General features: G+C 71.7%; 19 protein-coding genes. 10 read left to right on the forward strand and 9 right to left on the reverse strand.

What is annotated here, in order from left to right:
• Positions 1-37: 37 nt before the first annotated feature.
• On the reverse strand, positions 38-871 hold the full coding sequence (gene efeU / locus ACEZDG_RS18920) for an iron uptake transporter permease EfeU (RefSeq protein ID WP_380510761.1): 834 nt from the start codon (positions 869-871) through the stop codon (positions 38-40).
• Positions 872-1,164: 293 nt separating this feature from the next.
• Between efeU and ACEZDG_RS18925 the strand changes: the two genes are divergently transcribed.
• From ACEZDG_RS18925 to ACEZDG_RS18935, 3 genes are read left to right on the forward strand one after another with little or no spacing between them, the layout of a single operon-like run.
• Entirely contained in the window at positions 1,165-2,319 is a 1,155-nt protein-coding gene (locus ACEZDG_RS18925) for an inorganic phosphate transporter (protein WP_380510764.1), read from the forward strand.
• Positions 2,316-2,570: a hypothetical protein gene (locus ACEZDG_RS18930; RefSeq protein WP_380510766.1), complete on the forward strand. Its 255-nt coding sequence runs from the start codon at positions 2,316-2,318 to the stop codon at positions 2,568-2,570. The genes ACEZDG_RS18925 and ACEZDG_RS18930 overlap by 4 nt, the downstream gene beginning before the upstream one ends.
• Positions 2,571-2,597: 27 nt before the next feature.
• Positions 2,598-2,900 (forward strand): DUF3349 domain-containing protein, encoded by a 303-nt coding sequence (locus ACEZDG_RS18935; protein ID WP_380510769.1) that lies wholly within the window; start codon positions 2,598-2,600, stop codon positions 2,898-2,900.
• Between the two features lie 69 nt (positions 2,901-2,969).
• On the opposite strand, the gene ACEZDG_RS18940 is transcribed toward ACEZDG_RS18935, so the two are convergent.
• From ACEZDG_RS18940 to ACEZDG_RS18955, 4 genes are all read right to left on the reverse strand, one after another.
• The gene (locus ACEZDG_RS18940) at positions 2,970-3,779 is read right to left on the reverse strand and encodes an ABC transporter permease (protein ID WP_380510772.1); all 810 of its coding nucleotides are present in this window, start codon (positions 3,777-3,779) and stop codon (positions 2,970-2,972) included.
• A gap of 29 nt (positions 3,780-3,808) precedes the next feature.
• On the reverse strand, positions 3,809-4,624 hold the full coding sequence (locus ACEZDG_RS18945) for an ABC transporter permease (protein WP_380510775.1): 816 nt from the start codon (positions 4,622-4,624) through the stop codon (positions 3,809-3,811).
• 19 nt (positions 4,625-4,643) lie between these two features.
• On the reverse strand, positions 4,644-5,573 hold the full coding sequence (locus ACEZDG_RS18950) for an ABC transporter ATP-binding protein (protein WP_380510778.1): 930 nt from the start codon (positions 5,571-5,573) through the stop codon (positions 4,644-4,646).
• Positions 5,574-5,678: 105 nt separating this feature from the next.
• Positions 5,679-6,038, reverse strand: coding sequence for a DUF1304 domain-containing protein (locus ACEZDG_RS18955; protein ID WP_380510781.1), 360 nt, complete (start codon positions 6,036-6,038; stop codon positions 5,679-5,681).
• 133 nt (positions 6,039-6,171) lie between these two features.
• On the opposite strand from ACEZDG_RS18955, the gene ACEZDG_RS18960 reads away from it, so the two are divergent.
• The 6 genes from ACEZDG_RS18960 to ACEZDG_RS18985 all read left to right on the forward strand — a co-directional run bounded on the left by ACEZDG_RS18960 (position 6,172) and on the right by ACEZDG_RS18985 (position 16,011).
• The gene (locus ACEZDG_RS18960) at positions 6,172-8,130 is read left to right on the forward strand and encodes a discoidin domain-containing protein (RefSeq protein ID WP_380510784.1); all 1,959 of its coding nucleotides are present in this window, start codon (positions 6,172-6,174) and stop codon (positions 8,128-8,130) included.
• A 231-nt stretch (positions 8,131-8,361) separates the two neighbouring features.
• Positions 8,362-9,429: a phosphatidylinositol-specific phospholipase C domain-containing protein gene (locus tag ACEZDG_RS18965; RefSeq protein ID WP_380510786.1), complete on the forward strand. Its 1,068-nt coding sequence runs from the start codon at positions 8,362-8,364 to the stop codon at positions 9,427-9,429.
• 259 nt (positions 9,430-9,688) lie between these two features.
• Entirely contained in the window at positions 9,689-11,554 is a 1,866-nt protein-coding gene (locus ACEZDG_RS18970) for a methylmalonyl-CoA mutase family protein (RefSeq protein WP_380510789.1), read from the forward strand.
• Positions 11,551-13,755 carry a methylmalonyl-CoA mutase gene (gene scpA, locus ACEZDG_RS18975; protein WP_380510792.1) on the forward strand — a complete coding sequence of 735 codons (2,205 nt, stop codon included), beginning with the start codon at positions 11,551-11,553 and terminating at the stop codon, positions 13,753-13,755. The genes ACEZDG_RS18970 and scpA overlap by 4 nt, the downstream gene beginning before the upstream one ends.
• 7 nt (positions 13,756-13,762) lie before the next feature.
• Positions 13,763-14,758: a methylmalonyl Co-A mutase-associated GTPase MeaB gene (meaB, locus tag ACEZDG_RS18980; protein ID WP_380510795.1), complete on the forward strand. Its 996-nt coding sequence runs from the start codon at positions 13,763-13,765 to the stop codon at positions 14,756-14,758.
• Between the two features lie 80 nt (positions 14,759-14,838).
• Positions 14,839-16,011, forward strand: coding sequence for a serine hydrolase domain-containing protein (locus ACEZDG_RS18985; protein WP_380510797.1), 1,173 nt, complete (start codon positions 14,839-14,841; stop codon positions 16,009-16,011).
• On the opposite strand, the gene ACEZDG_RS18990 is transcribed toward ACEZDG_RS18985, so the two are convergent.
• The 4 genes from ACEZDG_RS18990 to ACEZDG_RS19005 form a co-directional block, all read right to left on the reverse strand.
• Entirely contained in the window at positions 15,999-16,235 is a 237-nt protein-coding gene (locus ACEZDG_RS18990) for a DUF2277 domain-containing protein (RefSeq protein ID WP_380510800.1), read from the reverse strand. The genes ACEZDG_RS18985 and ACEZDG_RS18990 overlap by 13 nt on opposite strands.
• 58 nt (positions 16,236-16,293) lie before the next feature.
• Complete coding sequence (locus ACEZDG_RS18995) at positions 16,294-17,979, reverse strand: beta-propeller fold lactonase family protein (protein ID WP_380510803.1); 1,686 nt, start codon at positions 17,977-17,979, stop codon at positions 16,294-16,296.
• Between the two features lie 258 nt (positions 17,980-18,237).
• On the reverse strand, positions 18,238-18,885 hold the full coding sequence (locus ACEZDG_RS19000; RefSeq protein ID WP_380510805.1) for a TetR/AcrR family transcriptional regulator: 648 nt from the start codon (positions 18,883-18,885) through the stop codon (positions 18,238-18,240).
• A gap of 108 nt (positions 18,886-18,993) precedes the next feature.
• Positions 18,994-20,475 (reverse strand): MFS transporter, encoded by a 1,482-nt coding sequence (locus tag ACEZDG_RS19005; protein WP_380510808.1) that lies wholly within the window; start codon positions 20,473-20,475, stop codon positions 18,994-18,996.
• A gap of 236 nt (positions 20,476-20,711) precedes the next feature.
• Here ACEZDG_RS19005 and ACEZDG_RS19010 point away from each other — a divergent pair, with 236 nt between their 5' ends.
• Positions 20,712-22,184, forward strand: a complete 1,473-nt coding sequence (locus ACEZDG_RS19010) for an MFS transporter (RefSeq protein ID WP_380510811.1) — start codon at positions 20,712-20,714, stop codon at positions 22,182-22,184.
• The last annotated feature ends 6 nt before the right edge of the window (positions 22,185-22,190 follow it).

Raw genomic sequence — 22,190 nt, forward strand, 5'->3', positions numbered from 1 at the left:
ACGACGGGGAGAGTGGAGCCGGACGGGCGGGGCCGGCTCAGGCGGTGGCGGGGGCCGGGGTGGGCCTGGCGCGCTTCCTGGCCGGCCACAGCACCACGGCCGCCATCGGGACGGCATAGACCAGCCAGCCGGTGACCATCGGCCAGGTGGGGTAGGGCTGGATACCGAGCACACCGGTCAGCACCGAGGCGACCGGGGTGCCCGGCCGGACCAGCCAGGAGAGGTCGAAGGCCTGGGCGCCCTGGTTGATCCAGCCGCCCTCGAAGGCGGTCATCACGGCGGTGGCGACCAGTCCGGCCGCGACCAGCACCAGCACCACGCCGGTGATCCGGAAGAAGCGGGAGAGGTTCAGCTTGACGCCGCCGCGGTAGATCCCGTAGCCGATGCCGACGGCCAGCAGGATGCCGAGGGCGGCGCCGGTGCCGCCGTACCAGGGGTTGCTGCTCTCGTTGAAGGTGGCGAGCAGGAAGACGGAGGTCTCGAAGCCCTCCCGGAGCACGGCGAGGAAGGCCATCAGCACCAGGGCGGAGGCGGATCCGTCGGCCAGCGCCTTTCCGGCCGCGCTCTCCAGGTCGCCGCGCAGGTCGCGGGCGTGCCGCCGCATCCACAGCACCATGTAACTGACCATCAGCACCGCGATCACGCCGATCACGGTCTCCAACTGCTCCTGCTGCCGCTGCGGCAGGTCGCTGGAGATGACCTGCAGGGCGACGGCCACGACCACGCAGATCGCCACGGCGATGCCGACGCCGATCCACACCTTGCGCAGCGCGTCCCGGCGGCCCTGCTGGGCCAGGAAGGAGGCGATGATGCCCACGATGAGCGCGGCCTCCAGACCCTCGCGGAGTCCGATGACAAACGTGGGGAGCATGTGGTGTGCCCTTCCGAGCCTCTTACCTGCTATTAAGCAAGGCTTGCCTTAGTTAGGCATGCCTTATTCATAGTGCGGCGGGCCCGGTCGCACCAGCGGGCCTCCGAGTGAAATGCCCGAATCATCAGCTAATGACGTACTTCCCCGGGAGCAGTTGTTACGGCGCCGTGACCTTCCCGCCCCGACGCCCGGGAGTCCGCCCATATGGACGGAAGGTGACGGGCAGTCGGCGAACGGCTGAAGCCTCGTCCGGACACCTCGACGCGAGGCACTGCCCTCGGGACACTGCCGGTGTGGGCAACGACACTCTGCTGGCACTGGTGGTCGTCACGGCTCTGGCCTTCGACTTCACCAACGGTTTCCACGACACGGGCAATGCGATGGCGACCTCGATCGCCACCGGTGCCCTCGGTCCCAGGACAGCGGTAGCGCTGTCCGGGGCACTCAATCTGGTGGGTGCATTCCTGTCACTCAGCGTCGCGGCGACCATCGCCAGCGGCCTGGTGGACACCCACCTCGTCACTCTGACGGTGGTGTTCGCCGGACTGGCCGGCGGCATCACCTGGAACCTCCTCACCTGGTTCCTGGGCATACCCTCCAGTTCCTCGCACGCCCTGATCGGCGGTGTGGTCGGCTCGACCATCGCCGCCGCGGGCGGCCACGCGGTCAAGTGGCACGGGCTGATCCAGAAGGTGATCATCCCGGCCGGGCTCTCCCCGGTCATCGCCGGCGTGGTCGCCGCGGTGGGCACCTGGCTGGTCTACCGGATCAGCCGCAATGTCTCCGCCGGAGCCCGCGGCCACGGGTTCCGGATCGGCCAGATCGGCTCCGCCTCGATGGTCTCGCTCGCGCACGGCACCAATGACGCGCAGAAGACCATGGGCATCATCACCCTGGCCCTGATCGCCAACGGCACCCTGGGCGCCGACGCCAAGGCGCCGTTCTGGGTCATCCTCACCTGCGCCCTGGCCATCAGCCTCGGCACCTACATGGGCGGCTGGCGGGTCATCAGGACCCTGGGCAAGGGCCTGGTGGAGATCGAGTCCCCGCAGGGGATGGCGGCCGAGTCCTCGTCCGCCGCGATCATCCTGCTGTCCAGCCACTTCGGCTACTCACTCTCCACCACCCATGTCGCCACCGGTTCGATCCTCGGCACCGGGGTCGGCAAGAAGGGCGCCACCGTCCGCTGGAGCGTGGCCGGACGGATGGCCACCGCCTGGCTGTTCACCCTCCCGGCGGCCGGCCTGGTCGGGGCCGGCGCCTACGGCCTGGCCCATGTGATCGGCGGCACCGCCGGTGTCGTGGTGGTCCTGATCCTGCTGCTTGCGGTCTCCGGGGGCATCTACTACCGCTCCCGCCGGACCTCGGTCAGCCACGACAACGTCAACGCCGAGTGGACCGGTTCGGTCGCCCCGGCCGCTGACCGCAGGGAGGTCGCGGCGGTATGAACGACTGGATCAATCTCCACGCGCTGTGGCAGATCGTGGTGGTCGGCCTGCTGGCCGGCGCCGGACTGCCGGCCCTGTTCGCGGTCGGGCTGCGGGCGCTGAGCCTGCGTCCGGGCGGCGCCCAGGTGCAGGCCGGCGACGAGCATGTGGTGGGCGGCAGCCCGGTCGGGATCGCGGCTGCCGGGCTCTGCTTCGCGGTGGTGCTCGCGGCCGTCGGCTACGGCATCTACATCATCGTCAACGGCGGCTGACCGCCCTTCCGACCCAGGAGGTCCGCGGTGCCACTACCGCCCGTACTGTCGTCCATCGTGGGCTGGCTGCGCGCCGGCTACCCCGAGGGCGTGCCCGAGCACGACTACATCCCGCTGTTCGCCCTGCTCTCCCGCCAGTTGAGCGAGGCGGAGGTCAACCAGGTCGTCGAGGAACTGGCCGGGAGCAGCGACCCGGTCTCGGCCCAGGCCATCCATGAGGCAGCCGCGGCCGTTGTCAACGGTCAGCTGCTGGACTCCGACGTGGCCCGGGTCAGCGCCAGGCTGGCCGCCGGGGGCTGGCCGCTGGCGCGCCCGGACTCCGCCGAGTGACCGACGGGCGCGCGGCGCGGGCCTCCACCCGCGCCGCGCGCCCGCGTTCGGCCCCGGCCCCGGCCCCGGTCAGTGCAGCAGCACGCGCTGCATCCGGGGGAGTGCGACCCGCAGCCCGATCAGGCCCATCAGCAGCAGGTAGACCACCGGCAGCAGCAGCCCGGGCCCGATCTCGCCGAGGGCGGGCTGCCGGATCAGCTCGATGCTCTGGTAGAGCGGCAGGCACTCGACCACCACCTGGATCCACCTCGGGTAGACGCCGAGCGGGTAGAAGGTGGTGGCGAACAGGAACATCGGCAGCATCGCCAGCTGGATGAACTGGAAGTCCTGCCAGCTGCGCAGATAGGTGACCACGGCCAGCCCTGCGGCGGCGAAGGCGAAGCCGACCAGCGCGGCGCCGGGCACCACCAGCAGGATCCACGGGGAGTGGGCCAGCCCGAAGGCGGTCACCACGGCCAGAAAGCCGGTGGTGACCAGGGTGCCGCGCAGCAGCGCCCAGAGCACCTCGCCGAAGGCCACGTCCCGGACGGTCATCGGGGTGGCCAGGATCGAGTCGTAGGTGTGGTTCGTCCTCAGCTTCGAGAACATGTTGAAGGTGGTCTCGTTCATCGCCCCGTTCATGGCCGCGGTCGCCAGCAGCGCGGGCGCGACGAAGGCGGAGTACGGCACGTCCGCCCCGGAGGGTCCGCCCAGGCCGGGGACACGGCCGACCAGTTGGCCGATGCCGATGCCGATCGAGACCAGGTAGAGCACCGGCTCGAAGACCTCGGCCACCAGCAGGGCCCAGGTGTGCCGGTAGATCATCAGATTGCGCTCCACCAGCATCCGGGGCCCGGCGCTGGCGCCTGCTGCGGGATGCGGTGCGGTGAGTACGGCCACGGCCGGCCTTCCTGCCTTTCTTGAGCTCTTCAGCTGTGGAGCCGGGCGGCGAAGCCGCGGCGCGCGGCGAGGTAGCCGACCACGGCCAGGACGGCCAGGTAGCCGAGGTGGACGGCGCTGCCGCCGGCCGTGGCACTGCCCTCGGTGATCGAACGGCAGAGCGTGATGCCCTGGTAGAGCGGGGTGCAGGCGACGACGGCGTGCAGCCAGCCGGGCAGTTGGTCGGCGGAGAAGAAGGTGCCGGAGAACATGTAGAGCGGCATCAGCACAAAGCGGTAGACCGCCTGCAGTCGGGCGATCCGGGTCACCGTGATCGACCAGGCCGCGATCGGTGCGGCGAAGGCCAGCCCGGTGAGCGTGGCGGCGAGCACCAGCAGCAGTGCCTTGACCGGGCCGACCACCCCGAACGCGGCGATGACGACGGTGAACGCGGTGGCGCTGATCAGCAGCCGGAAGGCGATGAACAGCAGGTGCCCGTCCAGGATGTCGCGCGGGCGCATCGGGGTGGCCGCGGCGGCACGGTAGTTGCCGCGCCGCTGGGCCGACTCGAACACCGGTCCTGCCGCCTCGATGTAGCCGGTCTGCATCGCCATCGCGGCGAGCAGCCCGGGGGCGATGAACACCAGGTAGGAGTGGCCGTGCAGATAGCTGCTGCCGCCCCGGTCCACCAGTTTGCCGAGCCCGGCGCCGAGGGCGGCCAGGAACAGCAGGGGGTTGGCGACACTGATCACGACGGTGCCGCGCCAGGTGCGGCGGTAGCGGTGCAGCCAGTAGCCGAGCTCGCGCAGCGCGGGGGCCGGAGCGTGCGCGCTACCGGAGCGCATGCGGGGCAGGGTGAAGGACATCGTGGGCTCCTGCGGCTGGTCAGTCGACGAGGGTGCGGCCGGTGAGCTTGAGGAACACGTCCTCCAGGCTGGACCGGCGGACCAGGGCGGTGAGCGGGACGATGCTGCGGCCGTGGACGGCGGCCAGGGTGCCCTCGCCGTCCTCGGTGTAGAGCAGCAGCCGGTCGGGCAGGACCTCCAGCCGGTCGGCCAGACCGTCCAGCTTCTCGGCGACCGACTGCTGGTCGCCGGGCGGGAAGCGCAGCTCCAGCACCTCGCGTCCGGCGTGGGCGCCGATCAGCTGCTGCGGCGAGCCCTCGGCGACGATGCGTCCGCCGTCCATCACCACCAGTCGGTCGCAGAGCTGCTCGGCCTCGTCCATGTAATGGGTCGTCAGGATGAGGCTGACGCCGTCGGACTTGAGCTGGTAGAGCCGTTCCCAGAGCAGGTGCCGGGCCTGCGGGTCGAGACCGGTGGTGGGCTCGTCGAGGAGCAGCACCTCCGGGTCGTTGACCAGGGCGCGGGCGATGGTCAACCGGCGCTTCATACCGCCGGAGAGGGCCTCGACCTGTTCGTCCGCCTTGTCGGTGAGCCGGGCGAACTCCAGCAGCCGGTCCGCGCGTTCGCGGATCACCGCGCGCGGCAGGCCGAAGTAGCGGCCGTAGATGAGCAGGTTCTCACGGACCGTCAGTTCGTTGTCGAGGGTGTCCTCCTGCGGGACCACCCCGATCCTGGCGCGGATGGCGGAGCCCTCGGTGGCGGCGTCCAGGCCGAGGATGTGCAGCGAGCCGCCGGTGAGCGGGGAGACGCAGCCGATCATGCGCATGGTGGAGGACTTCCCCGCGCCGTTGGGCCCGAGGAAGCCGAACGCCTCACCGGTGGTCAGGGTGAAGTCGATGCCGTCCACGGCGGTGAACCCGGAGGGCTGGTAGACCTTGCGCAGGCCGGTGGCCTGGACGAGTGGCTGCAACGAACTCTCCTTGCGCGGGATCTCTTCCGACAAGGCGAGAACGTAGTGTGATCGATAGAAGCTCGCAATCCATTTACAGTCTGGTGCAAATTTCTGCTTTGGATACTAGGCGGCCAGGACCACGGCCAGGGCGATCGCGCCGGGCAGGGCCTGGGCGACCAGGATCCGGCGGTTCGCGGTGAAGCCGCCGTAGAGCCCGGCGACCAGGACGCAGGCGAGGAAGAAGATCTGGGCCCGGTGCCCGGTCGGGTCGGCCGCGATCAGGCCCCAGATCAGCCCGGCGGCCAGAAAGCCGTTGTAGAGGCCCTGGTTGGCGGCCAGTGGGGCGGTGGCCCTGGCCATCTCGGCGTCAAAGCCCGAGAGCTCGCGGCCGGGCTTGCGCTCCCACAGGAACATCTCCATCACCATGATGTAGACGTGCAGCAGGGCGACCAGTCCGACCAGGACGTTCGCGAGGGTGTGCATGCGGGGGCTCCTTGTGCGCGGTTAGGTAATTGACAGGTTCATAGAGATAGTTGTGTCAGGCTGGTAGACAATTGCATAAAGCAGTGCAAGTTTTGCGGAACCTACTCATCCCCACCCCTGTTGAGAGGTTTCCATGGCAGTCTCCAGAAGGACGTTCCTCGCCACCGTGCTGGCCGGCTCCGCCGTCGGCGCGCTCGCGGGCACGCAGTCGGCGTACGCGGCCAGCGCGGCCGGTGACGTGGTCGGCAAGATTACCGTCGGGTACCAGGGCTGGTTCGCCTGCATCGGCGACGGTGCGCCGATCAACGGCTGGTGGCACTGGAGCCAGAACTGGTCCCAGGCGCCGTCGACCGGCAACAACGCGATCAAGGCCTGGCCGGACATGCGGGAGTACACGCACACCTACCAGACCGCGTACCCGAACTTCGGCAACGGCCAGCCGGCCACCCTGTTCTCCTCGTACGACCAGCAGACCGTGGACACCCACTTCCTGTGGATGCAGCAGAACGGGTGCGACACCGCGGCGTTGCAGCGGTTCAACCCCAACAGCAGCGAGGGCCCAACCCGCGACGCGATGGCGACGAAGGTGCGCAGTTCGGCGGAGTCGCACGGGCGCAAGTTCTACATCATGTACGACGCCACCGGCTGGACGAACATGCAGTCCGAGATGAAGGCCGACTGGACGAACAAGATGTCCGCGCACACCGCGTCCAGCGCGTACGCGCGGCAGAACGGCAAGCCGGTGGTGTGCATCTGGGGCTTCGGCTTCAACGACAACAACCACCCCTGGGACGCGGCGACCTGCCTGGACGTGGTCAACTGGTTCAAGGGCCAGGGCTGCTACGTCATCGGCGGGGTCCCGCGCGAGTGGCGCACCGGCACCGGCGGTTCGCGGGCCGGGTACCTGGGCGTCTACCACGCGTTCAACATGCTCTCCCCGTGGATGGTGGGCGCGATCGGCAACGCGGCGGACTCGGACTCGGTGTACCAGAACATCAACGTACCGGACCAGGCCGACTGCAACGCCAACGGCATCGACTACCAGCCCTGCGTCCTGCCGGGCGATGTGTCGGGGCGTCAGCGGGCGCACGGGGACTTCATGTGGCGCCAGTTCTACAACATGGTCCGGGTCGGCGCCCAGGGCATCTACATCTCGATGTTCGACGAGTACGGCGAGGGCAACCAGATCGCCAAGACCGCCGAGACCCAGGCCACCACCCCCACCGGCTCCGGACTCCTGGCCCTGGACGAGGACGGCACCGCCTGCTCCGCCGACTACTACCTGCGCCTGACCGCCGACGGCGGAAAGATGCTCAAGGGGCAGATCGCGCTGACCGCCACCCGCCCCACCCAGCCCGTTGTCAGCGGCGGCGGGGACACCCAGCCGCCGTCCGCGCCGGGCGGTCTGCAGGTCAGCGGGCACACCGCGACCTCGGTCTCGCTGAGCTGGACGGCCTCGACCGACAACGTCGGAGTCACCGGCTACAGCGTGCACCAGGTCGCCGGCAGCGGGAACACCGTGGTCGGGACGCCGACCGGGACGACGTTCACCGTCTCCGGGCTCGCCCCGTCCACCGGGTACAGCTTCTTCGTCACCGCGCGGGACGCGGCGGGCAACACCTCGGCGGCCTCGGGGACGGTCGGCGCCACCACCGACGCGCAGCCGGGGAACGTCAACCTGGCGCTGCACCAGCCCACGTCGGAGAGCAGCCACACCCAGGTCTACGGCAGCGGCAACGCGGTCGACGGCGACGCCAACAGCTACTGGGAGAGCAACAACAACGCCTTCCCGCAGTGGCTGCAGGTCGACCTCGGCGCGGCCCAGCACGTCGGGCGGGTGGTGCTGACCCTGCCGCCGCCCTCGGCCTGGTCGACCAGGACGCAGACGCTGTCGGTGTCCGGAAGCACGGACGGCTCGTCCTTCTCGACGCTGGTCGGCTCGGCCGGTTACACCTTCAACCCGGCCACCGGGAACACCGCCACGGTGACCCTCCCGGCGAGCGCCAACGCCCGGTACCTGCGACTGACGTTCACCGCCAACACCGGCTGGCCGGCCGGGCAGGTGTCGGAGTTCCAGGTGTACGCCTCCTGAGGCCGCGTCCGAGGCGGCATCTGAGCCCGCATCAGCCGTGAAGCCGCCCGGGTCGGGGCCCGCCGAGGGCAGCGGGTCCCGACCCGGGTATGGCGGGGTTGGGCTGTACGGGGGGAGGATGCCAGGCGTCGTACATTGTCATGTCACTGGCGGTTCTCCTGGTGCCGACAGCATGGGCGGGCCGGGTCGTGCACACCAGTGACGCGGCACCGCTCCCGTCCAGGAGGATTCATGTCCCGTACGTTCTTCCGACGTCTGCTTGTGCTCGGCACCGCCTCGGCAGCACTCCTCAGCGGCGCGCTCCTGGCTCCGGGCGGGGCCGGGGCGGTCGACGGCGGCAGCCTGTCGGAGGCCGGCGCCACCACCGTCGGTCTGCACAACACCTACGACCCCAGCGCCTTCCCCTACCTCGCCAAGGCGCTGGACACCGGCACCTCGATGATCGAGCTGGACGTCTGGGACGACTTCATCACCAAGGAGTGGAAGGTCAGCCACTCCAACCCGCTCGGGAACAGCAACAACTGCGTGGACGCCAGCACCGCCGCCCAGCTGTACTCCGGCGGCGCCAACAAGGACCTGGGCAGCTGCCTGGACGACGTCCGGGTCTGGCTGGCGGCGCACCCGGGGCACGCCCCGCTGATGATCAAGATCGAGCTGAAGGCGGGCTTCCAGGCCACCTACGGGCTCGGCCCGACCCAGCTCGACCAGACCATCGCCACCCACCTCGGCAGCGACGTCTTCCGCCCGGCCGACCTGCTCGCCAAGCCCGGCGGCGGCAGCTACGCCACCCTGGACGACGCGGCCAAGGCCGGGAACTGGCCCAGCCGCGACGCGCTGGCCGGAAAGGTGATCCTGGAGATCATCCCCGGCACGGTGGAGGAGGCCAACCCCACCGACACCCTGTGGACCGACAAGGAGTACGCCCAGCACCTGAAGACGCTGCAGGCGGCCGGGCAGCTCGGCCAGGCGCAGATCTTCCCCGCGGTCCACAACGCCGCGGCGGGCGACCCGCGCACCCGCTACAGCGACACCACGCTGCGCCCGTGGTTCGTGGTCTTCGACGGTGACGCCTCGACCTACCTGAACGGCAGCATCGACACCTCCTGGTACGACGTCAACCACTACCTGCTGGTGATGACCGACGCGCAGAACGTGGCCCCGGCCATCAGCGACACCACCCCGACCGTGGCCGAGGCCCAGGCCCGGGTCGCCCAGTTGGCAGCCGCGCACGCCACCGTGGCCTCCAGCGACTGGACCACCCTGACCACGGTCCAGCCGGAGGTCCTGCCGCGGGGCTGAAAGGCCCGGTGGGAGGCTCTGGCGGAGGGTGCGGCGGAGGACGCGGCAGACTGGACTGGCATTAATAGCCGCGTACATGCCACAATTGCAACGCACGCCGTCCCCCCGGACGTGCAACGGCGCCCCGGTCGCGTGGATTCGGGGCGCCGCTCCATTGGGGGCGGCCCCGTTGGCACCGCACAGCAGGAGAAGTGCAGCGAGGTCAAGGTCACATTCATCTGACCTGCAATCAGTGGTTAACGGGCTCTAACCTGCCAGCATGACGGTCTCGCCCGAAGGGCTCTCCCTGGCCGCCGATTTCCCGGAGGCGACCCGGGAGCATTGGCAGCGCCTCGTCGAAGGCGTCCTCCACAAGTCGGGGGCGTCGGACGCCACCGGCGCCCAGGCAGAGGACGCCCTGGCCACCCAGCTGCAGGACGGCATCCGGATCCACCCGCTCTACACCGCCGAGGACCCGGCGGCCGACGGCGCCGCCGGCCCGGGCTTCCCCGGCCTTGCCCCGTATGTGCGCGGGGGCCGGGCCGAGGGCGCGGTCGCCGCCGGCTGGGACGTCCGGCAGCGGCACACCGACCCCGACCCGGCCCGGGCGAACCAGGCGGTGCTGGCCGACCTGGAGAACGGGGTCGGCTCGCTGTGGCTCACCGCGGGCGCGGCCGGGGTGCCGGTCGCGGCGCTCCCGGAGCTGCTGCAGGGGGTCTACCTGGATCTCGCGGGTGTGGTCCTGGACGCCGGGGCGGAGACCGCCGCCGCCGCCGAACAGCTCTTTCGGGTGTATCGGGAGCGCGGAGTTCCGGCGCACGCCGCCCTCGGGAATCTGGGCGCCGACCCGCTCGGGCTGCGGGCGAGCGGCGGCCCGGCGCAGCCCCTGCCCGAGGCCCTCGCCGAGGCCGCCGCGCTGGCCGCCCGCTGCGCCGCCGAGTACCCGGGGCTGCGCGCGCTGACGGTGGACGCGCTGCCGTACCACGACGCCGGTGCCTCACCCGGGCAGGAGCTGGGCTGCTCGCTGGCGACCGGGGTGGCCTACCTGCGGGCGCTGACCGCCGCCGGACTGACCGTCGAACAGGCGGCGGCGCAGCTGGAGTTCCGCTACGCGGCCACCGCCGACCAGTTTCTGACGATCGCCAAGCTGCGCGCCGCACGGCGGGTCTGGGGCCGGGTGGTCCGGGCGTCCGGCGCCGGCGGCGCGGCCGGGGCGCAACGGCAGCACGCGGTGACCTCCGCGGTGATGACCACCGAGCGCGACCCCTGGGTGAACATCCTGCGCGGCACCCTGGCCTGCATGGCCGCCGGGGTCGGCGGCGCGGACGCGGTGACCGTGCAGCCCTTCGACAGCGCGCTGGGGCTGTCCGACGCCTTCGCCCGACGGGTCGCCCGCAACACCCAGTCGATCCTGGTGGAGGAGTCGCACCTGGCCCGGGTGATCGACCCGGCCGGCGGGTCCTGGTACGTGGAGCAGCTGACGGACGAACTGGCCCGGGCCGGCTGGGCCTGGTTCCAGGAGATCGAACGGGCCGGCGGCCAGGCCGCGGCGCTGGACTCGGGACTGGTCCGGGAGCGGATCGCGGCCGACTGGGCCGAGCGCGAGGCCGACCTGGCGCACCGTCGGGAGCCGATCACCGGGGTCAGCGAGTTCCCGAACCTGGCCGAGAAGCCGGTGCTGCGCGAGCCGCTGCCGCCTGCCGCCACCGGGAGCGCGGGCCTGCCGAAGGTGCGCAGGTCGCAGGCGTTCGAGGCACTGCGGACCCGCTCCGACGCCGAGTTGGCCGCGACCGGGAAGCGCCCGCGGCTGTTCCTGGCCACCATCGGCCCGGCCGTGGTGCACACCGGGCGCTCCTCCTTCGCGGCGAACCTGTTCCAGGCGGGCGGGATCGAGACGGTCACGGGCGAGGGCGCCGAGGCCTTCACCGCCTCCGGGGCGGCTGTCGCCGCGGTCTGCTCCAGCGACAGGCTCTATACCGAGCAGGGCGCGGCCCTGGTCGCGGAACTGCGCGCGGCGGGCGCGCGGCGGGTGCTGGTGGCCGGGAGGCCCGAGGCGCTGCCCGAGGCGGACGGAGCAGTCTTCACCGGCTGCGACGCCGTCGCCGTCCTCACCTCGACCCTCGACCTGATCGGAGCGGTGCGATGATCCCCGACTTCACGGAGATCCCCCTCGACGACGACACCGCCCCGGCCACCGAGGCGGAGTGGCGCGAGGCCTGGCAGCAGGCGGTCGGGAAGCCGGTCGAGGACCTGGGCTGGGAGACCCCCGAGGGGATCACGGTCAAGCCGCTCTACGGCGCCGATGACCTGGCCGGGCTGGACTTCCTGTCCACCTACCCCGGCATCGCCCCGTTCCTGCGCGGCCCGTACCCGACGATGTACGTCAACCAGCCCTGGACGGTGCGTCAGTACGCGGGCTTCTCCACCGCCGAGGAGTCCAACGCCTTCTACCGCCGCAATCTGGCGGCGGGTCAGAAGGGCCTCTCGGTCGCCTTCGACCTGCCCACCCACCGCGGCTACGACAGCGACCACCCCCGGGTCACCGGCGACGTCGGCATGGCGGGCGTGGCCATCGACTCCATCTACGACATGCGCCAGCTGTTCGACGGCATCCCGCTGGACCGGATGTCGGTGTCGATGACCATGAACGGCGCGGTGCTGCCGGTACTGGCGCTCTACATCGTCGCGGCCGAGGAGCAGGGGGTGGCACCCGAGAAGCTGGCGGGGACCATCCAGAACGACATCCTCAAGGAGTTCATGGTCCGCAACACCTACATCTACCCGCCGCAGCACTCGATGCGGATCATCTCCGACATCTTCGCGTACACCTCGCAGAAGATGCCGCGCTACAACTCCATCTCCATCTCCGGCTACCACATCCAGGAGGCCGGGGCCACGGCCGACCTGGAGCTGGCCTACACCCTCGCCGACGGCGTGGAGTACCTGCGGGCCGGTCTCGCGGCCGGGATGGACGTGGACTCCTTCGCGCCCCGGCTGTCCTTCTTCTGGGCCATCGGCATGAACTTCTTCATGGAGATCGCCAAACTGCGCGCGGCCCGGCTGCTCTGGGCCAAGCTGGTGCGGGAGTTCGGCCCGAAGAACCCCAAGTCGCTTTCGCTGCGCACCCATTCGCAGACCTCCGGCTGGTCGCTGACGGCGCAGGACGTCTTCAACAACGTCACCCGCACCTGCATCGAGGCGATGGCCGCCACCCAGGGCCACACCCAGTCGCTGCACACCAACGCGCTGGACGAGGCGCTGGCGCTGCCGACCGACTTCTCGGCCCGGATCGCCCGGAACACCCAGCTGCTGCTGCAGCAGGAGTCCGGCACCTGCCGGGTGATCGACCCCTGGGGCGGCAGCGCCTACGTGGAGAAGCTCACCCACGACCTGGCCGCCCGCGCCTGGCAGCACATCCAGGAGGTGGAGGCGGCCGGCGGCATGGCCAAGGCCATCGACGCCGGCATCCCCAAGCTGCGGATCGAGGAGGCGGCGGCGCGCACCCAGGCCCGGATCGACTCCGGCCGGCAGCCGGTGATCGGGGTCAACAAGTACCGGGTCGCCACCGACGAGCAGATCGACGTGCTCAAGGTCGACAACTCCTCGGTGCGCACCCAGCAGATCGAGAAGCTGCGGCGGCTGCGCGAGGAGCGCGACGAGGACGCCTGCCAGGCCGCGCTGCGCGCGCTCACCGCCTCCGCCGAGGCCGGCCCGCTGCCGGGCGGCAAGCTGGAGGGCAACCTGCTGGCGCTGGCCGTGGACGCGGCCCGGGCGATGGCCACCGTCGGGGAGATCTCCGACGCGCTGGAGGCCGTCTACGGGCGCCACTCCGGGCAGATCCGTACCATCTCCGGTGTGTACCGCGACGAGGCAGGTCCTTCCAGCGCAGTGGAGCAGAGCCGGGCGCTGGTACGGGCGTTCGAGCAGGCGGAGGGGCGGCGTCCGCGGATCCTGGTCGCCAAGATGGGCCAGGACGGCCACGACCGCGGCCAGAAGGTGATCGCCACCGCCTTCGCCGACCTCGGCTTCGACGTGGACGTCGGCCCGCTGTTCCAGACCCCGGCCGAGGTGGCCCGGCAGGCGGTGGAGGCGGACGTGCACATCGTCGGCGTCTCCTCGCTCGCGGCCGGACACCTGACCCTGGTGCCCGCGCTGCGGCACGAGCTGGCCGAGGCCGGACGCGAGGACATCACCATCGTGGTCGGCGGGGTGATCCCGCAGCAGGACTTCGAGGCCCTGTACGCGGCGGGCGCCGCCGCGGTGTTCCCGCCCGGCACCGTCATCCCCGACGCCGCGATCGACCTGCTGAGGACGCTGGCCGCGTCCCTCGGCCACGACGAGCTCTGAGGAACGGATGGCAGCCCGCCGCATCGACCTGGACGCCTACGTCAAGGGAGTGCTGGACGGCTCGCGCGCCTACATCGCGCGGGCCGTCACCCTGGTCGAGTCGACCAGGGCCGACCACCGCGAGCTGGCCCAGCAACTGCTGGTCGCCCTGCTGCCGCACTCGGGCCGGGCGGTACGGGTCGGTGTCAGCGGAGTGCCCGGGGTCGGCAAGTCGACCTTCATCGACGCCCTCGGCACCCTGCTCACCGCCCGCGGCCACCGGGTCGCGGTACTCGCCGTCGACCCCTCCTCCACCCGCACCGGCGGCTCCATCCTCGGCGACAAGACCCGGATGGAGCGGCTCGCGGTCGACCCGCACGCCTTCGTCCGGCCGTCGCCGACCTCCGGCACGCTCGGCGGGGTGGCCCGGGCCACCCGGGAGAGCATGGTGGTGATGGAGGCGGCCGGCTACGACGTGGTGCTGGTGGAGACCGTGGGCGTGGGCCAGTCGGAGACCGCTGTCGCGCAGATGGTGGACACCTTCCTGCTGCTCACCCTGGCCAGGACCGGCGACCAGCTGCAGGGCATCAAGAAGGGCGTGCTGGAGCTCGCGGACCTGGTCGCGGTCAACAAGGCCGACGGCGAGCACGCCCTCGCCGCCCGCTCGGCGGCCCGTGAACTCGCGGGCGCGCTGCGGCTGATGCAGAGCCCCGACGCCGCCTGGACACCCCCCGTACTCACCTGCAGCGGACGCGACGGCACCGACCTCGACGTGCTGTGGGAGCGGATCGAGCAGCACCGGCAGATCCTGGACGGCCTCGGCCTGCTCGCCGCCCGCCGCAGCGACCAGCAGGTCGCCTGGACCTGGTCCATGGTCCGCGACCAGCTGCTCACCCGGCTGCACGAGCACCCTGGCGTCCGCCGGATCACCCCCGAGCTGGAACAGCAGGTCAGAACCGGCCGGTTGACCGCGACCCTGGCGGCGGAACGCATCCTCGGCGCCTTCGGATCCGACGACGGCTGACGCAGGTCCGCAGGACCGATGAGTCCGTGTCGCGGCGGACGTCCTATCCCGGGAACCGCAGCCGCGAGAAGGTGGACCGCATGAGCGACCTGCACGACATCCTGCAGCAGTACGTCAGCGCCGGGCCGTTGCCGGGGGCGGTGGGGCTGGTCGCGCGCGGCGACCGGGTCGAGGTGAGCGCCGTCGGCTCGGTGGACACCGAGGGCAGCGCCCCGATGGCCCGGGACACGATCTTCCGGATCGCCTCGATCAGCAAGCCGCTGGTCGCCGCCGCGGCGATGCTGCTGGTCGAGGACGGGAAGCTGGCGCTGGAGGACCCGGTCGCACCCTGGCTGCCGGAGCTGGCCGCGCCGAAGGTGGTCCGCACACCGGACGCGCCGGTCGACGACGTGGTCCCGGCGAACCGTCCGATCACCGTGCTCGACCTGCTCACCTTCCGGGCCGGGTACGGCTTCCCCTCCGACTTCTCACTGCCGGCGGTGGCGCTGCTGTTCAGCGAGCTGCGGCAGGGCCCACCGGAGCCGCAGGCAGTGCTCCCGCCGGACGCGTGGATGGCGGCGCTGGCGCGTATTCCGCTGCTGCACCAGCCGGGCGAGGCCTGGCTCTACAACACCTGCTCCGACATCCTGGGGGTCCTGATCGCCCGGGTCGCCGGCCGTTCGCTGCCCGAGTTCATGGCCGAGCGGCTGTTCGAGCCGCTGGGCATGGTGGACACCGGCTTCCACGTCCCCGCCGCCGAGCTGGGCCGCTTCACCAGCTACTACCGCCCCCGGCCGGACGGCGGCCTGACCCTGGCGGACGCCCCCGGCGGGCAGTGGAGCAGCCCGCCCGCCTTCGCCTCCGGCGCCGGCGGCCTGGTCTCGACCGTGGACGACTGGTACGCCTTCGCCCGGATGCTGCTGGCCGGGGGCGCCGGTCCGGACGGGCGACCGCTGCTGTCGGCCGGGTCGGTGCGGGCGATGACCACCGACCGGCTGACCCCGGCCCAGCGCGAGGCCAGCGGGCTGTTCCTGGAGGGCCAGAGCTGGGGCTTCGGCGGTTCGGTCGACGTGGACCTGAGCGAGCCCTGGAACGTCCCCGGCCGCTACGGCTGGGTCGGCGGCACCGGGACGACGGCGCACCTGGTCCCGTCCACCGGCACGGTCAGCATCATGCTGAGCCAGCAGGAGATGGCAGGACCGACCCCGCCCGCGCTGATGCGGGACATCTGGCGCTACGCGGCGGTGTTCGGGGACGGCGCTCAGGACGCGTGACTGTGGGACGCCGCCCCCGCGCCGCGGACGACCAGGGCGTCCAGGAGCTTGCGGGTGGCCTCGGCCACCTCCTCCACGGCCTGGTCGAAGGCCTCCTTGTTGTGCGCGGCGGGCGCGCGGAACCCGGAGACCTTGCGGACGTACTGCAGGGCGGCGGCCCTGATGTCCTCGTCCTCGACCTCGGGTGTCACCGGCGGGCGGAGGGTCTTGATGCTTCTGCACATGGTTCCAGTGTGCACTCCGCCCGCCCGGTGACCCCGCTGGTCCGGGAAGGTGCTCCGGTCAGCAGGTGATGATCGCGGTGGTGACGATGGTGCAGGTGCGGGTGGCGCTGTTGTCGGACGGGACCAGGTCCACCGGGCTGCTGCTGGTGCGGCTCATGGTGAGGCTCCAGGGCAGGCCCACGGTGAGCGTGCCGAAGCTCGCGGTGAGATGGCGGGTGACGCTGGCGCCGACGGCCACTCCGGCCACGGTGCACTGGAACGAGCCGCCGGACACACCGCCGGAGACGGCGCAGTCGGAGGAGCTGAGGGCCGCCCCGCGCAGCGTGCCCGAGCCGAAGGCCGCGGCGGTGAGCGCCGAGGGCCCGTGGTTGGTGACGGTCAGGGTGTAGTTGATCTTCCCGACCAGCAGTCCGGGAACGGCGGTCGCGGTCAGGGTGACGCCCACGTCGGCTGCGCTGTAGCTGAAGTGGTCCGCGCCGCTGACCGCGCTGGTCCCGTCCGGCGTGGTGGCCCGGACGTCCACGGTGTCCGGGGCGGTGCCGGCCGGGGAGGTGGCGGTGCAGGAGGTCGCGGTGCAGGAGACGTCGGTGGCGGGACGGCCGCCGAAGCTGATCGCGGCACCGGCGAGGTGGCTGCCGCTGACGGTCACCACGGTTCCGCCGGCCGGCGGGCCCGAGTCGGGGCTGACCGAGGCGACCACCGGCACCGGCGGCGGCAGCACCCCGTCCGGGGCGAGGTCGTAGGGGTGGGTGCCGGTGCTGACGGTGCCGGTCACGCTCTGCGCGGCGGTGTCGACCACCGAGACGGCGGAGTCGTTGTAGTCGGCGACGAAGGCATGGGCCCCGGTGGAGTCGAAGGCCACCGCCACCGGGTTGGCGCCGACCGCGATGGTGGCGGTCACCGCACCGGTCGCGGTGCTGACCACCGAAACCGCGTTGTCGCCCTGGTCGGTGACATACAGTTGGCTGCCGTCCGGGCTGACCGCGAGGCCCTGCGGGATGGAGCCGACCGGGATCGTGCCGATGACCGCGTCCGCGGCGGTGTCGATCACCGAGACCGAGTTGCCGCCCTGGTTGGCCACATAGAGCAGGGTCCCGGCCGGGTTGGTCCGCAGCACCACGGGTGAGGGGCCGACCGGGACGGTGGCGGTGACCGCCCCGCTCGCGGTGCTGATCACCGAGACCGAGTTGGAGCCGGAGTTGGACACATAGACGTCGGCCCCGTCCGGACTCACCGTCACCCGGAAGGGGTTGGCGCCCACGGTGATCGGGCCGCCGCTGACCGTGTCGGTGGCGGTGTCGATCACCGAGACGGTGTTGCCCGACTCATTGGTGACATAGACCCGGCCTCCGTCCGGGGTGACCGCCAGGCCGAAGGGGTGGGCGAACCCGGGGACGACGGCGGTCACCGTGTCGGTCGCGGTGTCGATCACGGAGACGGTTCCGTCGCCGGTGTTGGCCACGTACACATGCGAGCGCGCGGCGTCCTCCGCGACGCCCGAGGGGTTGGTGCCCACCGGGACGGTGGCGACCACGGCGCCGGTCGCGGTGTTGATCGCGGTGACCGTGCCGGACCCGGAGTCGGCGGTGTAGACCGTGGTCGCCGCGGGACCCGCGTCGGCGTGCGCCGCCGGGGCGTTCAGCGCGACCAGACCGGTCAGGCCGAGGGCCGTGGCGGCGGCCAGGGCGGCGAACCGGTGCCGCGAGCGGGCGCGTGGCGGTAACAGCAGTGGCGAAGATGGCATACGGGGATTCCCCTCCCGAGATGCCGCGGCGCTGCGGTCGGAACCCGGCGGGCCCTTACCGGCCGGGGGCGGCCGGAGCACGGGCGCACGCAGCGCAGCCGCGCGTCGATGCAGCCGAGCCCTGTTCCCCCCAGCCCGCTATCCGCAGAAACGGCGCGGTCACGTCCGGCCCCAGGATGCCCCTTTCCGTGGACATGCCGGAGGAGAACGGGCAAAACGGTGCCGTGAACCCCCACCCGTGGTAACGGCGGCAGCCGGCTACCCGCCGCCGCTGATCCGGGCCAGTTGGGCGGGGGTGAGCGACGGCCGGTGGCTGGGCGCGTCGGGGGCGCGGAAGCCGGCCAGCTGGATGTCCAGATGGCGCTCCCAAGCGCCGGGGGCGACATCGCCGGTCGTGGTGATGATGCCGCGCAGGGCGTAGACGGTGGCGAGGACGTCGCCGAGGGTGATGTCCGCGCGGACCCGGCCGTGCTGCTGCGCCTGCGCCAGCAACTCGGCGGTCAGCACCCGGAGATGGGCGGCGCAGGCGGCCTTGGTACGGCCGACCAGCTTGTCGGCGTAGCCGCGGTGGTCGCTGAGCGAGCGGCCGAGGACCCGGAGGTAGGTCTCCAGGCCGGACCCGTCGTCCTTGGCCAGTTCCTGCCCGGCGGTGGTGACCAGCTCGACCAGGATCAGCCGGACCAGCTCGTCGATCAGCGCCTCCTTGTTGGGGAAGCGCCGGTACACCGTCCCCACGCCGACGCCCGCGCGGGAGGCGATGAGCTCCATGCTGGCGTCGGTGCCGAACTCCGAGAGCACCTCGCGGGCGGCGTCGACGACCAGTTGGTGGTTGCGCGCGGCGTCGCGGCGCCGCGGGCGCGGGTCGGCGGCCGTGTCGCTGTCCGGGTGTGCGTGCTGCACGGCCATCGTCGTCGCTCCGGTTCAGAGGCAGAGGTCGTCGTGGGGGAGAAAAAGGGGGTGTGGCGGTCCTGGAGTGCAGTCTAGGACCGCCACCTGCCCCTACGGGCTGTCGTGCTACTCGGGCTTGTCGCCGATCAGGGTTCCGCCGGCCAGCAGGCCCAGCTCCGCGTGCTCCGGCTCGTCGGCCGGCAGTGCGGAGCCGCCGACCGGGAGCGAGCGTCCGGCGGTGGGGATGAGCAGGGCGGCGACCGCGGCGACGCCCAGCGCCACCGCGAGCATCGCGAAGCCGTGGGTGTAGCCGGCCTCGACCGGCAGCCCGCTGGGGGCGGCGTTGGAGGTGACGATGCTGGCCATCAGGGCCGCGCCGATGGAACCGCCGATGGTGCGGATATTGGCGTTCATCCCGCTGGCGACACCGGTCTGCTCGGCCGGCACCGCCGCCACGATCAGGCTGGACATGGCCGCGAAGGCCAGGCCGAAGCCGACGCCCATGATCGCGGTGGCGATGTAGAGCTCCCACTGCTGGCCGTGCGCGAAGGCGAGCAGCGCCATCGAGACGGCGCCGATCAGGCAGCCCAGCAGGACCACGGTCTTGGCGCCGATCCGGCGGGCCAGGCCGCCCGCGGCCATGCCGATCAGGAACATGGTGACGGTGGACGGCAGCAGGATCAGCCCGGACTGGGTGATGCTCGCGCCGAAGCCGTACCCGGCGGCGGACGGGGTCTGCACGAACTCGGGCAGGAACGCGAACACCGCGTACATGCCGACGCCGATCAGCAGCGCGACCAGGTTGTTGGTCCACACGGCGGGGCGGCGCATCATCGTCATGTCGATCAGCGGGGTGGCCGAGCGGCGCTCGACCTCGACCCAGGCGTAGGCCAGCACGACGGCCAGGACCAGCAGCCCGATCACCTTGCTGGAGCCCCAGCCCCAGACCGGGGCCTCGCTCAGCGCCAGCAGCAGCGCGACCAGCCAGGCGGAGAGCAGCACGGCGGGCAGCCAGCTGATCTTCCCGGGGGTGCGGGTCGGGGACTCGGGGACGAACAGGAACGCGGCGACGGCGGCGGCGATGGTCATGATCATCGGCAGCCAGAACAGCCAGTGGTAGTTCAGCGCGTTGACGATCGGACCGGCCAGCACGATGCCGAGGCCCGCGCCGACGGCGGTGAGCGAGGCGATGGTGCCGATCGCGCCGTTCAGCTTCTCGCGCGGGAACTCGTCCCTGATGATGCCGAAGGCGAGCGGCAGCACACCGCCGCCGATGCCCTGGATCGCCCGGGCGATGATCATCACGGTGACATTGGTGGCGAGGGCGGCGAGCAGTGAGCCGGCCGCCAGGGCTATCAGCGTGGCGACGAAGACCCGCTCCTTGCCGATCATGTCGCCGATCCGGCCCATGATCGGGGTGAAGATCGACGCCGACAGCAGGTAGGCGGTGAGCACCCAGGTGACCGTGTTCTGGGTGGTGTGCAGGCTGGTCTGGATGGTCGGCAGGACCGGCGTGACCAGGGACTGGAGCAGCGCGTAGGCGGCGACGCCCGCCGCGAGGACGGCGAAGGTGACCTGGTGGTGCGTGCGCCGGGTTTCGGACGCCATGGAACTCCCTCGTTCGGTGCGGGTGCGGGTCGCGGCCGAATGAAACGGAATGGGCATTCCGATGGCCCCTCAGGGAGAATACGCCATCGGAATGACCATTCCGTTTCATTCGGCCCTCAGCGGACCCATAGGCGACGCAGATCACATTTCGACCGCGCCACCGAGGCTCGCCACCGCGTTCGCCTGGCATCATTCGTCGGGGTCGACCCGGTGGCAGCAGTGGGGAGCGCGGAGCGATGAGCGGCACGGCGGTGGACGGTACGTCGGTGGGTGGCGGCGGCGGGGTGGCGCTGGCGGGAGCGGCCGGGCGGTGGGTGCTGTTCACCACGGTGCTCGGCTCGGCGATGGCGATGATCGACAGCACCGCGGTGAATGTCGCCCTGCCGCACATCGGGACGGACCTGCATGCCTCGCTGGCCGCGCTGCAGTGGTCGGTCAACGCCTATCTGCTGACCCTGGCCGGGCTGATCCTGCTCGGCGGCGCGCTCGGCGACCGCTACGGGCGGCGCAGGGTGTTCCTGATCGGCGTGGTCTGGTTCGCGCTGGCGTCCGCGGCCTGCGGGCTGGCGCCCGACGCCTGGGTCCTGGTCGCGGCCCGGGCGCTGCAGGGGGTCGGCGGGGCGCTGCTGACCCCCGGTTCGCTGGCGCTGATCCAGTCGGTCTTCCGGCAGCAGGACCGGGCGGCGGCGGTGGGGCTGTGGTCCGGTCTCGGCGGCGTGGCCGGGGCGCTGGGCCCGCTGCTGGGCGGGTGGCTGGTGGGCGGTCCCGGCTGGCGCTGGGTGTTCCTGATCAACCTGCCGCTGGCCGTCGCGGTGGTCGCGGTCGGCCTGCGGCACGTCCCGGAGAACCGGGACGAGACGGCCACCGGCCGCTTCGACATGGCCGGGGCGGCGCTGGCCGCGCTGGCGCTCGGGGCCGTCACCGCCGCGCTGACCAGCACCGCGAGCGGGGTCGGCTGGTCGGCCGGGGCCGCGGTGCTGGCGCTGCTGGCGGCGCTGGCCTTCGTCCTGGTGGAGCGGCGGGCGGCGGTGCCGATGCTGCCGCTTGGGCTGTTCTCCTCGCGGCTGTTCACCGTGGTGAACCTGGTCACCGTGCTGATCTACGCGGGCATGGGCGGGGTGCTGTTCTTCCTGGTGCTGCAACTGCAGATCGCCGCCGGGTTCCCGCCGCTGCTGGCCGGCCTCGGCACCCTGCCGCTGACGGTGATCATGCTGTCGCTGTCCCCGACCGCCGCCCGGCTGGGCGACCGGATCGGCCCGCGGATCCCGCTCACGGTCGGCCCGCTGCTGGCGGCCACCGGGATCCTGCTGATGCTCCGGATCGGCCCGGACGCCTCGTACGTGCCGGATGTGCTGCCCGCCACGACCGTGCTCGGCTTCGGGATGACGCTGCTGGTCGCCCCGCTGACGGCGACCGCGCTGAACTCGGTCGAGGACCGCAGGGCCGGGATCGCCAGCGGGGTCAACAACGCCGCCGCGCGGATCGGCAGCCTGCTGGCGGTGGCGGCGCTGCCGGCCCTGGTGGGCCTGTCCGGCGGCCAGTACCGCTCGCCGGACGCGGTGGACCAGGCGTTCCGGGGCGCGGTGTGGATCTGCGCGGGGCTGATGGTCGCGGCGGCGCTGCTGACCTGGTTCGAGATCTGCGGTCGAGGCGTCGCGGCGCTCCCGGACGCGGAGGCGGTCCGTAAGGCCAACCCGCCGAGGATCTGACAGGAG

The sequence above is a fragment of the Streptacidiphilus alkalitolerans genome (assembly GCF_042511045.1).
In the GTDB taxonomy this organism is placed as follows: Bacteria; Actinomycetota; Actinomycetes; order Streptomycetales; family Streptomycetaceae; genus Streptacidiphilus; species Streptacidiphilus alkalitolerans.

What these genes read in the sequence shown, in the direction of transcription:
- ACEZDG_RS18930 (WP_380510766.1), top strand. Translation starts at nt 2,316, where the DNA reads ATGAACGACTGGATCAATCTCCACGCGCTGTGGCAGATCGTGGTGGTC.
- meaB (WP_380510795.1), top strand. Translation starts at nt 13,763, where the DNA reads ATGGCAGCCCGCCGCATCGACCTGGACGCCTACGTCAAGGGAGTGCTG.
- ACEZDG_RS19000 (WP_380510805.1), bottom strand. Translation starts at nt 18,885, where the DNA reads ATGGCCGTGCAGCACGCACACCCGGACAGCGACACGGCCGCCGACCCG.
- ACEZDG_RS18945 (WP_380510775.1), bottom strand. Translation starts at nt 4,624, where the DNA reads ATGTCCTTCACCCTGCCCCGCATGCGCTCCGGTAGCGCGCACGCTCCG.
- ACEZDG_RS18970 (WP_380510789.1), top strand. Translation starts at nt 9,689, where the DNA reads ATGACGGTCTCGCCCGAAGGGCTCTCCCTGGCCGCCGATTTCCCGGAG.
- ACEZDG_RS18965 (WP_380510786.1), top strand. Translation starts at nt 8,362, where the DNA reads ATGTCCCGTACGTTCTTCCGACGTCTGCTTGTGCTCGGCACCGCCTCG.
- ACEZDG_RS19010 (WP_380510811.1), top strand. Translation starts at nt 20,712, where the DNA reads ATGAGCGGCACGGCGGTGGACGGTACGTCGGTGGGTGGCGGCGGCGGG.
- ACEZDG_RS18960 (WP_380510784.1), top strand. Translation starts at nt 6,172, where the DNA reads ATGGCAGTCTCCAGAAGGACGTTCCTCGCCACCGTGCTGGCCGGCTCC.
- ACEZDG_RS19005 (WP_380510808.1), bottom strand. Translation starts at nt 20,475, where the DNA reads ATGGCGTCCGAAACCCGGCGCACGCACCACCAGGTCACCTTCGCCGTC.
- scpA (WP_380510792.1), top strand. Translation starts at nt 11,551, where the DNA reads ATGATCCCCGACTTCACGGAGATCCCCCTCGACGACGACACCGCCCCG.
- ACEZDG_RS18955 (WP_380510781.1), bottom strand. Translation starts at nt 6,038, where the DNA reads ATGCACACCCTCGCGAACGTCCTGGTCGGACTGGTCGCCCTGCTGCAC.
- efeU (WP_380510761.1), bottom strand. Translation starts at nt 871, where the DNA reads ATGCTCCCCACGTTTGTCATCGGACTCCGCGAGGGTCTGGAGGCCGCG.
- ACEZDG_RS18990 (WP_380510800.1), bottom strand. Translation starts at nt 16,235, where the DNA reads ATGTGCAGAAGCATCAAGACCCTCCGCCCGCCGGTGACACCCGAGGTC.
- ACEZDG_RS18985 (WP_380510797.1), top strand. Translation starts at nt 14,839, where the DNA reads ATGAGCGACCTGCACGACATCCTGCAGCAGTACGTCAGCGCCGGGCCG.
- ACEZDG_RS18995 (WP_380510803.1), bottom strand. Translation starts at nt 17,979, where the DNA reads ATGCCATCTTCGCCACTGCTGTTACCGCCACGCGCCCGCTCGCGGCAC.